Source organism: Nonomuraea sp. NPDC049504, assembly GCF_040676845.1.
Classification (GTDB): Bacteria; Actinomycetota; Actinomycetes; order Streptosporangiales; family Streptosporangiaceae; genus Nonomuraea; species Nonomuraea salmonea.
Genome location: NZ_JBFAPT010000001.1, coordinates 415,481 through 427,822 on the forward strand (window position 1 = coordinate 415,481; position 12,342 = coordinate 427,822).

The window sequence follows — 12,342 nt, forward strand, 5'->3', positions numbered from 1 at the left end:
TCGATGACATCCTGTGAGCATGCGCACAATCTTGAACGTCATCTGGCTGGTGTTCGCGGGCCTCTGGCTGGCGCTCGGCTATGTCGCGGCCGGGATCATCTGCTGCATCCTCATCGTCACGATCCCGTTCGGCATCGCCTCGTTCAGGATCGCCGCGTACGCGCTGTGGCCGTTCGGCAGGACGGTCGTGCGCGACCCTGACGCGGGCGCGTTCTCGACCATCGGCAACGTCATCTGGCTCATCTTCGCGGGCATCTGGCTGGCCATCGGTCACGTGGTGACGTCGATCCCGCTGTTCATCTCCATCATCGGCATCCCGCTGGGCGTCGCGAACATCAAGCTCATCCCGGTCTCCCTTCTCCCGCTGGGGGCGCGCATCGTCGACAACGACTAGGGGCCCGATCAGGGACATCGTGTATGGGGCCTAGAGCAGGGGCGGGGACGTAAGCTGTCCCACAGAGTCACTGCGAATACCGTTGGGTGCCATGACGTCCACCGAAGCCCCTCCCCGGCCCAAACGAGGGCTCGTCACCCATGCCAGGGCCAGGCTGAGCTGGGTGCTCGACACCAAGTCGTGGGCGATCGTGCGCGCCGCCACGAACGCCGGCGTCACCTACCGCGTCACCGGCCTGGCGGGCGAGGCCGCGTTCTTCGCGCTGCTGTCGCTGCCGCCGTTCGTGCTGGGGCTGATCGGCGTGCTGGGCAAGCTCGGCACGTGGCTCGGCCCCGGCGTCGTGGGCGAGGTGAAGGCGTGGGTGATCCAGCAGGCCGGCCTGCTGTTCACCGACGACGCGGTCAAAAAGGTCATCAACCCGCTCATCACCGACGTGCTCAGCGACGACGCGGGCAAGGTGTCGATCATCTCGCTGGGCTTCCTGCTGTCGCTGTGGTCGGGCTCGCGGGCGCTCTACGTCTACGTCGATCTCATCTCGGTGGCGTACGGGCTGGGGGAGGAGCGCGGCATCATCCGCACCCGCCTCATGTCGTTCGGCCTCTACGTCGTGGGCCTCATCATCGGCATCATCGTCATGCCGATCCTCGTCGTCGGCCCGACCCTCATCAGGGACGCGCTGCCCGCCGACTACGGCGTGCTCATCGACGTGCTCTACTGGCCGGTCGTCATCGCCGGCTCGGTGCTGTTCCTGACCGTGCTCTACCACGTCAGCGTGCCGGTGCGGACGAAGTGGTACCGCGAGCTGCCCGGGGCCATCCTGGCGTTGTTCCTGTGGATCGTCTGCGCGGCCGTGCTGCGCGAGGTGCTGGCCGCCTGGTTCTCGCCCGTCTCGGTCTACGGCTCGCTGGCCGCGCCCATCGCGCTGCTGCTGTGGCTCTACATCACCGCGCTGGCCGTGCTCATCGGCGCCATCCTGAACGCGGAGGTCGACCGGCTCTGGCCGGGCGTGGGCCGGGCGAAATAGCCGTTCCCTCCCCTTGATCCGTCCGGAATAATCCCCTCGATGGAGTCGCCACAGCGGGTCGGTCCCTACACCCTCATCAGGAAGCTCGGCGAGGGCGGCATGGGCGTCGTGCACCTCGCCCATGATCCGGCGGGCCGTCCTGTCGCGCTCAAGACGATGCGCGCGGACCTCGCCGGGCAGGAGGAGTTCAGGCGCAGGTTCGGCAAGGAGAGCGAGGCGGCGCGGCGGGTCGCGAGGTTCTGCACCGCGCCCGTGCTCGACGCCGGGTTCCACGACGGCGTCGCCTGCCTGGTCACCGAATACGTCGAGGGTCCCGACCTGTCGTCCGTGGTCGCGCGGGCCCCGCTGGCCGGCTCGAACCTGGAGGCGCTGGCTGTGGGCGTGGCCACCGCGCTGGCCGCCATCCACGCCGCCGGGGTCGTGCACCGCGACCTCAAGCCGTCCAACGTGCTGCTCAGCCCGCTCGGGCCGCGGGTCATCGACTTCGGCATCGCGCAGCTCGCCGACGCGCCGGGCGCGGTGGCGACGGTCGCGCGGTCGATGGGGACGCCCGCGTACATGTCTCCCGAGCAGGCCAGGGGCGAGCACGTCACGCCCGCGAGCGACGTGTTCTCCTGGGGCTCGCTGGTCGCGTACGCGGGCACCGGCAGGCCGCCCTTCGGCACCGGCGGCGTCCCCGAGGTCGTCTACCGGGTGATCAACCACGCGCCCGTGCTGGACGGGCTCGACGAGCGGGTCCGCCCGCTGGTCGAGCGGGCGCTGGCCAAGGACCCGGCCCGCCGCCCGACCGCCCAGCAGCTCATCGACACGCTGCTCGGCCGCCCGCAGGTGCCGGTGGCCGCGGCCACCCAGGCCGTGTCGGAGACCTGGACGCCGGTGGTCGTCCCGCCCGCGGGACCGCCTCAGCCGCGCGAACCGGCCGCCTCAAGGCGGCTCTGGGCGACGGTCGCCGTGGGCGTGCTCGCGGCCGTCCTGGGCGCGGCCGTCACGCTCGCCGTCGTACGTCCCTGGGAGCGCCCTGACGGCCGGGAGACGGTCACCACGGTCGAGGCGCTCGGCACCACGTTCGAGGTCAGGATCGACTCCCTGGTGCGCCAGGGCCGCGCCGCCCGCCTGCAGTGGACGGTCAGGAACGTGGGGAAGGAGAACGCGCCCCTCTACAACAAGTTCGGCAGGGGCGCGCTCGACCGCACGGTGTCGCAGGTGAGCCTCATCCCGCCGGGCGTCGGCGACGCGCTCTATCCGGCCGTGGACGGCGGCGCGTGCAGGTGCGCCTCGCTCCCGACGGCGCCGTTCAACGGCGGCGACCGGCTCCAGCTGTGGGCCGTCTACGAGGGCCTGCCCGAGGACGCCGACCGGGTGGACGTCAGCCTGGGGCCGCTCGGCCTCATCAAGGACGTGGCGGTCGAGCAGGCATGATCCCGCGTTCCGCGGTCAGGGATCCGGTCGCGCTCGGCGTGGGGGAGCTCACCGAGTCCAACGCCTACAGCCTGGAGGGCACCTTCGCCGTCTTCCGCAGCGTGCCCAAGACCGCCACCACGGCCGACCTGGACATGCAGAACCTTCGGGCACGACGCCAACGTGATGATCACGAAGGAATAAGCCCTCGTCACATCCGCTATCGTCTAGGGCGAGACGCGACTGGCGCATCAGGTGGGAACGACCACCAGGGAGCGAAAGGAGCGGAGGCCGTGCGCCTGGGTCTTCGCAGATCGTCAAGATGACAGGAGAGTCATGGGTTCTCTCGCTAGCGTCGACCCGCAGATCGCCCAGCTCATCCAGGCGGAGGAGCGGCGCCAGGCCGACACCGTCAAGCTGATCGCGTCCGAGAACTACGTGTCCAAGGCCGTGCTCGAGGCCACCGGCACGGTGCTGACCAACAAATACTCCGAGGGCTACGCCGGCAAGCGCTACTACGAGGGCCAGCAGGTCATCGACCAGGTCGAGACCCTGGCCATCGAGCGCGCCAAGTCGCTCTTCGGCGTCAACCACGCCAACGTCCAGCCCTACTCAGGCTCGCCCGCCAACCTCGCCGTCTACATGGCCTTCCTGCAGCCCGGCGACACCGTGATGGGCATGGGCCTGCCGTTCGGCGGCCACCTCACCCACGGCTGGTCGGTCTCGGCCACCGGCAAGTGGTTCAACCCGGTCCGCTACGGCGTGCGCCAGGACACCGGCCGCATCGACCTCGACGAGGTCCGGCAGCTCGCGCTCGAGCACCGGCCGAAGCTGATCTTCTGCGGCGGCACCGCCATCCCGCGCACCATCGACTTCGAGGGCTTCGCCTCGATCGCCCGCGAGGTCGGCGCCGTGCTCGCGGCCGACATCGCCCACATCGCGGGCCTGGTCGCGGGCGGCGCCCACCCGTCGCCGGTCGGCCACGCCGACGTGATCTCCACGACCACGCACAAGACGCTGCGCGGCCCGCGCGGCGCGATGCTCATGGCCACGACCGACGAGCACGCCACCGCGCTCAACAAGGCCGTCTTCCCCGGCCTGCAGGGCGGCCCCCACAACCACACCACCGCCGCCATCGCGGTCGCGCTGCACGAGGCCGCCCAGCCCGCCTTCCGCGACTACGCGCACCAGATCGTGCGCAACGCCAAGGCGCTCGCGGAAGAGCTGTCCTCGCGCGGCTTCGACCTCGTCTCCGGCGGCACCGACAACCACCTCATCCTGCTCGACCTGACGCCCAAGGGCATCGGCGGCAAGCCGGCCGCGCAGGCGCTCGACCGCGCCGGCCTCGAGACCAACTACAACACGGTGCCGTTCGACCCGCGCAAGCCGTTCGACCCGTCCGGCATCCGCATCGGCACCCCGTCCGTCACCTCGCGCGGCATGGGCGAGCACGAGATGCGGCAGATCGGCGCCTGGATCGACGAGGTCGTCACGGCCGTGGCCAAGGGCGACGCCGAAGACGTCATCACCCGCGTGCACCACGAGGTCACCGAGCTGACCTCGCAGTTCCCCGCCCCCGGCCTGTAAGAGCGGCCGGACGGCGAAGCGCCCCGCCGCACGGGCTCCGTGCGCGGCGGGGCGCTGTCGCGAGCGGGGCCGGCCGGAGTGCCCCGTCGATCATGGGTGGTACGTACGGCTTGTGGCGCGGCCGTTCAGGCCGGGATGGTGAGCAACCGCTTGCCCCCCGAGGTGACCACCTCGAAGTGGTCGATGTCCTTGAGCTGCGTAGCGCTGCCCCCGTGCATGTAGAGCGGGTCCGGTGACCCCGGCACTCCGTACCCGGCTGGAGGTACGGACCACCCGGTCATCACCCTGCGCTCGCCCGACTTGGCGACCGAGACCAGCTCGCACTGCAGCGGCCCCTTCACCCCCGCGAGCTTCAGCGCCGCGTGCGTGCCCCACCCCTTCGACTCCACCACCAGCCCCCCGGTGACGCCGTCGACCCCCTCGCCCTGCATCGGCCGGCCCTCGGCGTAGAACTGCTCCGCCGGGCCCATGTTGGTGCCCATGCGACCGCCCTGGCCCTGCGCGAGCGGCGCCGCGTCGCCCGCGTCGAGCTGGGTGCCGATCGTCAGCCCCCCGGCGACCAGCGTGACCGCCGCCGCCATGCCGATCAGGAACGTCCCCCTGCGCGCCCGCCGGTCGGCCGCCTTCTTGCGCCGCAGCAGGCCCACCACGTCGTCCTGGCGGTCACCGGAAGGGGGGTAGGGGTCCTCGACGGGGCCGATGCCGTTGAGCACGTTCGCCACGCCGGACAGCTCGTGCAGCTCGTACCGGCAGGAGTTGCAGCCCAGCAGGTGGGCCTCGAACGCCAGCCGGTCGTCCTCGTCCAGCAGCCCGAGCGCGTACGCGCCGACGTCGGTGTGCTCGACTCTCGAAGTCACGCCGTCACCCCCCTCTCCTCCAGTGCGATGCGGAGCGCGCGGACGGCGTAGTAGACGCGGGACTTCACGGTGCCCACGGGGATGCCGAGGGCGGCGGCCGCGTCGTTGACCGACCGGTCCCGCAGGATCGTCTCGTTGAGGATCTCGCGATGTGCCGGCGACAACGCCTTCAGCGCCTCGGACACGACCACCTGATGCAGCAGTCCCTCCATCTCGTCGGGCACGGGCAGGCTCTCCAGCGGTGCGGCGCCCGACTCCTGGGGGCGGGCGTCCCTCCGCCGCCGGTCATCGATCACGATACGTCTGGCGACCGTGGCGAGCCAGGGCATCAGCGAGACCGCGTCGGGATCGAGCCGCTCCGCACTGCGCCACGCCCTGATCATCGTTTCCTGCACCACGTCTTCCGCCCACTGCCGATCGCCCGCGGTCAGCCGGATCACGAAGGCCAGCAGCGGCCTGTGGTATTCCCGGTAGAGCGCGGACACGACCACCTCGTCGTCCGGGCGTACGCGCCCGATCCAGTGGCGTAAGCGCGGCTTGCCCAACGGGGCGGCTCCCTCGGCCGAGGGCGGGGGATACGTGCTGGTTCGCATGCTTCCCCTTTCTCAGTCCGTCGGCAGGTGGTACGGCCGGCCGCCCTGACACGGTTCAACGAACGCCGGAAGATAATGCGATTGCATGGCCGGGGAGCACGTGCGTAGAGTCAGCTCGGCAACCGATCGAGGAGGTGAGGACTATGCGGGTCACCGTCTTCCGCCTGCCTTCAGTCCACCTCCGGGCGCTCGCCTGAGCAGCCCCGTTCTCTCTTTCACCTTCTCGATCAAAGGTTTCACTGCGTTGTCTTACGATCTTTCTTCCTTCGGCTGGACCGACCTGCGCGCCGCCGATCTGCCTGACGGCACCGTCCCTGCCCGGGTCTCCCGGGTCGACCGCGGCGCCGCCGAGGTGATCGCCGCCGACGGGCAGCACCACGTCCGCTACGGCGCCCGCGTCCGCCGCGCCTCGGCCGCCGACCCCGTCGCGCTGCCCTGCGTCGGCGACTGGGTAGCGCTCACCTGGCTGCCTGAGGGCCGCTACGAGCTCGACGAGGTGCTGCCGCGCACGACCGCGTTCGTGCGGGGCGGCGTCAGCCGCGACTCCGTCGGCGGCCTGTCCGGCGACGGTCAGGGCCAGGTGCTCGCCGCCAACGTCGACATCGTCTTCGTGGCCGAGCCGTCCATGCACTCCACCGACTTCGCCGACCTCGGCCGCATCGAGCGCCTGGTCGCGCTGGCGTGGGAGTCGGGCGGCACGCCCGTCGTGCTCGTCACCAAGTCCGACCTGTTCGAGGACGGCCTCGACGACCTGGTCGCCGACGTCCGGGCAGCCGCGCCGGGGGTGGCCGTGCACGCCGTGTCCTCCCTGCTGGGCGACGGCGTCGAGCTGGCCCGCGGTTACCTCGAAGGCTCGCGCACCGCCGTCATCCTCGGGCCTTCAGGAGCCGGCAAGTCCACGCTCGTCAACGCGCTGGCGGGTGACGGGGTCATGGAGACCCAGCAGGTACGCGCCGCCGACGGCCGCGGCCGGCACACCACCGTCCACCGCGAGCTGATCCCGCTGCCCGGCGGCGGGCTGGTCATCGACACGCCGGGCATCCGGCGGGTCGGCCTCTACGACATCGGGGAGGGCGTCGATCGCGTCTTCTCCGACATCGAGGAGCTGGCCGCCGAGTGCCGCTTCGGCGACTGCGGCCACGACGGCGAGCCCGGCTGCGCGGTCCTGGCCGCCCTGGAACGCGGCGACCTGCCGGAACGCCGCCTGCAGAGCTGGCGCAAGCTGCAGCGCGAGGCGGTGTGGATGGCGTCGAGGACGGACGCGCGGCTGCGCAAGGAGCAGCAGAACAAGTGGAAGATCATCCACAAGGAGATGCGCCGCTCCGGCCGCAACCGGCCCTGACCGCAACACACCCGCCGCCCATGCGCTGGTCGTCGGCTGGGGCGGCGGAGCGTCGCGCCGCACCCCCGCCCCTGCGTGTGCGGGGGCGGCGGAGTGTCGCGTGGCACCCCCGCCCCTGTGTGTGCGGGGGCGGGGGAGTGTCGCGTGGCACCCCCGCCAATCCTGTAGGGGGGCGGTGGAGCGTCGTGCCGCACCCCCGCCACTCCGTGTGCGGGTCTCTTCCCGTCATCTCTCCTCAAGGGGAGGGGTGGCGGGGAGGGGGTAGGGGCAGGGCATGGTGGTGTTCGCAGATCGGGCGCAGGCGGGGGAGCTGCTCGCGGAGCGGCTGCAGGGCGCGCGTGATCCCGTGATCCTCGCGCTGCCCCGGGGCGGGGTGGCCGTGGCGGCGCCGATCGCGCGCCGCCTGCGTGCGCCGCTCGACGTGCTGGTGACCAGGAAGATCGGCTATCCGCCGTCTCCCGAGCTGGGGGTGGGCGCGGTGGCCGAGGGCGGCGAGCCGGTGTTCCACCGCGAGCTGCTGCGGCGGCTCGGCATGACACCCGAGTCGGTCGCGGACGTGGTGGAGCGGGAGCGGCGGGAGCTGGCCAGGAGGGTGAGCGCCTACCGGGGCGACCGGCCGCTGCCCGAGCTGGCGGGCCGTGAGGTGATCGTGGTGGACGACGGCCTGGCCACCGGCGGCACCGCGCGGGCCGCGCTCAGGGCGGTCAACGCGGCCAAGCCCGCCAAGGTCACCCTGGCGGTCCCGGTGGGGTCGCCGGACACGGTGGCGTCGATGCGCGGCGAGGCCGACGAGGTGGTGGTGCTGGCGACGCCGGTCGACTTCCGCGCGGTCGGCCAGTGGTACGAGCATTTCGAGCAGCTCGACGACGACGACGTGCTGGACCTGCTCGACGCCGCGTCAGCTGGTGATGACGGCCCAGACGAGCTTGCGTGAGCCGCCGGCCGACAACCAGCCCCACGCCGAGCAGAGGGCGTCGACGAGCCGAAGCCCTCGCCCGTACTCGGAGAAGACGTCGGGCGCCGCCGCGACCGGCACCGTACGGCTGTGGTCGGTGACGACGCAGGCGAGCTCGGCCTCGTGGGACAGCAACCGGAGCTGCGCGGCGCCGCCGCCATGACGGATCGCGTTGGTCACCAGCTCCGACACCACCAGTTGCATGTCGAAGGCGGCTTCGAGCGCGCCCCAGGTGCCGAGCGTCTGGTCGACGAAGCGCCGGGCGGTGGCCACGCACGCGGGCTCCACCGCCGAGCGATGCTGAAAGGGGAAGACGGCGTCGCACGCGCCGGGCCGCCCCTCGACCAGGATGGACGAGAGCCATGCCGGCGGCCGGGAACCGATGGCGGCTTGCGGCCGAGCGTCGAAAGTCGTCATCCTGGCCCCCGAAGCGCGGTCTGGTGATCCAATACCCATCTTTACGGCCAGTGCTTACCGATGCAAGACTTTTCGTAGTTTACGGATGCGAATCGCATCTGCACGTGCAGGAGAGTCCGAGGAGCGGTGGAGTGAGCGCGGAGAGCACAGAGGGGAAGCTTCTCAGCCATGCGCCGGGAAGCCCTACGGTGCTGCGGATCCTGCTGGGGACCCAGCTGCGCAGGCTCCGCACGCAGCAGGGTATCTCGCGGGAGGACGCCGGGTACTCGATTCGCGCATCTCATGCAAAGATCAGCCGATTGGAGCTGGGACAGGTCAGTTTCAAGCAGCGTGACGTGGCCGACCTGCTCACCCTGTACGGCGTCACCGACCCGGCCGAACGCGAGCCGCTGCTGGCCCTGGCCAAGCAGGCCAACGCCCCCGGCTGGTGGCACAAGTACGGCGACCTGCTGCCCGCCTGGTTCGAGGTCTACATCGGCCTGGAGGGCGCCGCCTCCAGCATCCGCACCTACGAGAACCAGTTCGTCCCCGGCCTGCTGCAGACCCCCGAGTACGCCAGGGCGGTGATCGAGCTGGCGCACGAGAAGGCGCCGAGGCACGAGCTCGACCGCCGGGTGACGCTGCGGATGACCCGGCAGAAGCGGCTGGAGAGCGGGCTGACCCTCTGGGCGGTGATCGACGAGGCCGTCGTGCGCCGCATGCTGGGCGGACGCGAGGTCATGCGCGCGCAGATCGCCCACCTGCTCGACATCACCGCCGAGCGCAACGTCACCGTGCAGGTGATGCCGTTCGAGCGGGGCGGGCACGCCGCGGCCGGCGGCGCGTTCAGCATTCTGCGCTTCCCCGAGCGCGAGCTGCCCGACGTCGTCTACATGGAGCAGCTCACCAGCGCCCTCTACCTGGACAAGCCGCAGGACTCCGACCACTACATGGAGGTCATGGACCGGCTGAGCATCCAGGCCGAGGAGCCGAGGGCCACCAGGCGCTTCCTGGAGCGGCTGCTCTCCGACTGACTCACATATCCCTGTGATCCACTCCATATAGGGATTTTTGGTCGTCCGCTATATGGAGCTTCTCGTGTTGCCGTATTGTCACCTCGCAAACGCGGATGCACGTGCATCCGTAAGATCGCGAGGAGCTGCCCCCATGCAAGAGTTCCGGAACGGAACGCCCGCCGGCCGCCTTCCCGTCGTCTGGCGCAAGAGCAGGCGGAGCAACCCCAACGGCAACTGCGTCGAGGTCGCGAACCTGCCCACGGGGGAGATCGCCATGCGCAACTCGCGCTTTCCCGACGGTCCCGCGCTGGTCTACACGCCGGCCGAGATCACCGCGTTCGTCCTGGGAGCCAAGGACGGCGAGTTCGACGACCTGATCGTCTGACACCTCCGTCCGTCACAGCCGCTTTTCGGTCAGGCGGTTTCTGAGGGCGGCACGTTGTGCCAGCGCCACCGCGTCAGGCGCGGCCGACCGGGAAGGTCGCCGCGTCCCGTCGCCCAGAGCAGGGTGGCCCAGGAGTCGCCGCCGGCCGGGGCGTCGGGGAAGAGGCGGTCGAGAACGCGCGCGCAGACATCGGCGGGCGGTGTCCATGCCAGGCCCAGCCCCTGCGCGAGGTCGTGCACGTGCACGAGGGTCTCCACCAAGCCCATCGCGGCCGCCGCCGAAGCGTCGGCGGGGCCGAAGATGTGGTGCGCGCGGGCCTGTGGCGGCGCGGTGCGCACCACCGCGACGAGCAGCGCGCCGCTGCTCTGCACCACCTGAAGCAGCCCGGTGACGCCGGCCGCGCGGTCGGCGTGCACGCTGTTGCGCGGGCCGCCGGGCCTGCGGCTCTCGCCGGTGAACGGCACATAGACGTCGAGCGGCGGCACGGTCAGCCCGAGCTGCACGGCGTAGGCGAACAGATCGTCGGCCAGGTGCTCGGCCGTCTCCCAGCACGTCCATTCGAGCGAGCCCGCTCTGCCCTCCCAGGCGGCGGGCTCGTCGGCGTGCGCGAGCGTATGGACGGCCTGCGCCACGACGTCTTGCAGATCGTCGGCCCAGGCGGAGGCGTTATGCGAAGTCGGCATGGCCGCGAGAGTATCGGTGACGCACGGCGGATGATGCCATGAGCAGGCAGGGTTATGCGGGGGAAGATGCTGGATTGGGGCAGTGACGAAAAATGTCGGAAGCGTCGGCTAACGTGCCATCCGTGAGGACAGGGACACGAGAGGGGCGCCGACACGCATGAGAGTCCGCAGGGGCCGTGCACCACGGAGACCCCGCTCCTGCGCGCAGGGCGGGACCGGCGGACATGAGGCGTCTCCTGCCGCGGCTGGCATCCGCGGTCAGGAAAGAGGACATCCCCCCGCCCGATGGCGAAGGGATGCTGGTGGCCTGATCAGGCAGTTGTCCCGACCGGGTTCGCCAGAGCCTGGGCATGGGATGCCAGGCTCCGGTTCATCGGGACAACTGCGTGATCACGCGATGATGGCTGCCGGGTGTGTGTCAGGCGGCGGAGATGCCGGCGCTGGCCGCGCGGCGCATACGACGGCGACGCTCGCTCGCGCGCTCGTCTTCGTTGAGACCGCCCCACGTGCCGTACTTCTCGGGCCGGGACAGCGCGTAGTCAAGGCACTCGTTGCGGACAGGGCACTGGGCGCAGATCGCCTTGGCCTTCCGCTCTCGTACGTCACGCTCGGGCTGCCGCTCCCCATCGGGGCCGAAGAAGAGCACGAGGTCCTCACCCCGGCACGCGGCATCATCCTGCCAACCCCAGCTGGGGCGCGGGCGGGCGAGCTGCCGACGTACCTGAGACATGAGAAAACCACCTTCGTGAGAGGTATTTCGGGATTTGAGCCGCATTGGACGCTTTTGGCGTCACTGTTCCAACGCAACCTTGGGCCGTGATGTTCCCTGATCAGGCGAGGGCGAGCGTGGCGTACCGTACAGGCGTGAGCCTGTCCAGCGAAACCAGCCGGTAGGTGGTGATCGTCTCGGCACAAGCCGTACCACACGGCGCGGTGAACGCCGATGGTTCGATCACAACCTGGAGCCGGACGTCACCGCAGCGCACGATGGCTTCAGTGACGTCGCCGTCCATCCTGGAGGATTCCACGGCCACCGCGCCGACGGAGCGCTCTCCCGTATGGGCTCGGGCGAAGTGCTCGACGGCCTGCAATGGCTCAGGGATGCCTGCGCGTCCCCGGAAACGGTCGAGGATGACCTCGCCCGACCGGTACGCGTTAGCCGCTGCCAGTGCAGCAGCCTGAGACATGCTGCCGTAGAAAATTCCGTGTGGCAAGCACACGAGGTTGGCGGCGTAGCGATCGCCGCCAACGTGTGACGTTTCCCACACTCTGTCCGGCAGTTTTTCGGCCAGGGACCGAGCGAGGGGTAGTCCAATGCGGGCGCAGCACGCATTGCGCTTGGCGTGCGTGCAGACCAGAAATACCGGCTCGTCTTCAAGTATGCAGGACTCGGGGACCACTCCGGCCACCAGCGCGTCCAGGTCAAGATCGTCAGGACCTGCGATGACGCCTGACGCGAGCCATGGGCGCTCGCCTGCGGCGTAGCCCACTAGCACACGGATTCCCTGCTCCCGCTGGCGGGTCCGCCTCCCGGGGCGGCGGATCAGCTGGGGCCTGATACCGCGTTCGAGCGCTCTGCGGACGAGTTCCGAGATTTCTTGAGGAAGTTCGAAGTTTTCCAGGCGCGAGGGCCAGGTTCCGGTGTATTCGACGAGCAGCCACAGTCTGGCGCCCACCGTGGCACTGGCCAGAGTGGGCACCTCCCCGGTGTG

14 protein-coding genes are annotated in these 12,342 nt (G+C 70.4%); 8 read left to right on the forward strand and 6 right to left on the reverse strand.

The features are described 5' to 3' along the window. Positions 1-19: 19 nt before the first annotated feature. The 4 genes from AB0K28_RS01880 (at position 20) to glyA (ending at position 4,403) form a co-directional block, all read left to right on the forward strand. Entirely contained in the window at positions 20-394 is a 375-nt protein-coding gene (locus tag AB0K28_RS01880; protein ID WP_364363888.1) for a YccF domain-containing protein, read from the forward strand. A 91-nt stretch (positions 395-485) separates the two neighbouring features. Next, entirely contained in the window at positions 486-1,418 is a 933-nt protein-coding gene (locus AB0K28_RS01885) for a YihY/virulence factor BrkB family protein (protein WP_345387230.1), read from the forward strand. Positions 1,419-1,457: 39 nt separating this feature from the next. Further along, positions 1,458-2,837: a serine/threonine-protein kinase gene (locus tag AB0K28_RS01890; protein ID WP_345387228.1), complete on the forward strand. Its 1,380-nt coding sequence runs from the start codon at positions 1,458-1,460 to the stop codon at positions 2,835-2,837. Between the two features lie 315 nt (positions 2,838-3,152). Further along, entirely contained in the window at positions 3,153-4,403 is a 1,251-nt protein-coding gene (glyA, locus tag AB0K28_RS01895) for a serine hydroxymethyltransferase (protein WP_364363893.1), read from the forward strand. Between the two features lie 125 nt (positions 4,404-4,528). Here the strand turns inward: glyA and AB0K28_RS01900 are convergent, their stop codons facing one another. Both AB0K28_RS01900 and AB0K28_RS01905 read right to left on the reverse strand, forming a co-directional pair. Beyond that, complete coding sequence (locus AB0K28_RS01900; RefSeq protein ID WP_364363895.1) at positions 4,529-5,260, reverse strand: zf-HC2 domain-containing protein; 732 nt, start codon at positions 5,258-5,260, stop codon at positions 4,529-4,531. Continuing rightward, on the reverse strand, positions 5,257-5,745 hold the full coding sequence (locus tag AB0K28_RS01905) for a sigma-70 family RNA polymerase sigma factor (protein WP_355427814.1): 489 nt from the start codon (positions 5,743-5,745) through the stop codon (positions 5,257-5,259). Before AB0K28_RS01905 ends, AB0K28_RS01900 begins: the two co-directional genes overlap by 4 nt. A gap of 352 nt (positions 5,746-6,097) precedes the next feature. Here AB0K28_RS01905 and rsgA point away from each other — a divergent pair, with 352 nt between their 5' ends. Both rsgA and AB0K28_RS01915 read left to right on the forward strand, forming a co-directional pair. Continuing rightward, entirely contained in the window at positions 6,098-7,195 is a 1,098-nt protein-coding gene (gene rsgA, locus AB0K28_RS01910; protein ID WP_364363898.1) for a ribosome small subunit-dependent GTPase A, read from the forward strand. A gap of 274 nt (positions 7,196-7,469) precedes the next feature. Then, positions 7,470-8,129 carry a phosphoribosyltransferase family protein gene (locus AB0K28_RS01915; RefSeq protein ID WP_364363901.1) on the forward strand — a complete coding sequence of 220 codons (660 nt, stop codon included), beginning with the start codon at positions 7,470-7,472 and terminating at the stop codon, positions 8,127-8,129. On the opposite strand, the gene AB0K28_RS01920 is transcribed toward AB0K28_RS01915, so the two are convergent. Then, entirely contained in the window at positions 8,094-8,567 is a 474-nt protein-coding gene (locus tag AB0K28_RS01920) for an ATP-binding protein (protein WP_345387218.1), read from the reverse strand. The genes AB0K28_RS01915 and AB0K28_RS01920 overlap by 36 nt on opposite strands. Positions 8,568-8,755: 188 nt before the next feature. Here AB0K28_RS01920 and AB0K28_RS01925 point away from each other — a divergent pair, with 188 nt between their 5' ends. Next, positions 8,756-9,580 carry a helix-turn-helix transcriptional regulator gene (locus AB0K28_RS01925; protein ID WP_364363904.1) on the forward strand — a complete coding sequence of 275 codons (825 nt, stop codon included), beginning with the start codon at positions 8,756-8,758 and terminating at the stop codon, positions 9,578-9,580. 133 nt (positions 9,581-9,713) lie between these two features. Continuing rightward, positions 9,714-9,947, forward strand: a complete 234-nt coding sequence (locus AB0K28_RS01930; RefSeq protein WP_345387214.1) for a DUF397 domain-containing protein — start codon at positions 9,714-9,716, stop codon at positions 9,945-9,947. 29 nt (positions 9,948-9,976) lie between these two features. Here the strand turns inward: AB0K28_RS01930 and AB0K28_RS01935 are convergent, their stop codons facing one another. The 3 genes from AB0K28_RS01935 to AB0K28_RS01945 all read right to left on the reverse strand — a co-directional run bounded on the left by AB0K28_RS01935 (position 9,977) and on the right by AB0K28_RS01945 (position 12,306). Continuing rightward, the gene (locus tag AB0K28_RS01935; protein ID WP_345387212.1) at positions 9,977-10,630 is read right to left on the reverse strand and encodes a hypothetical protein; all 654 of its coding nucleotides are present in this window, start codon (positions 10,628-10,630) and stop codon (positions 9,977-9,979) included. 418 nt (positions 10,631-11,048) lie between these two features. Continuing rightward, positions 11,049-11,360 (reverse strand): WhiB family transcriptional regulator, encoded by a 312-nt coding sequence (locus tag AB0K28_RS01940; protein WP_080036407.1) that lies wholly within the window; start codon positions 11,358-11,360, stop codon positions 11,049-11,051. A gap of 100 nt (positions 11,361-11,460) precedes the next feature. Beyond that, positions 11,461-12,306 carry a sucrase ferredoxin gene (locus AB0K28_RS01945; RefSeq protein ID WP_364363908.1) on the reverse strand — a complete coding sequence of 282 codons (846 nt, stop codon included), beginning with the start codon at positions 12,304-12,306 and terminating at the stop codon, positions 11,461-11,463. Between the last annotated feature and the right edge of the window lie 36 nt (positions 12,307-12,342).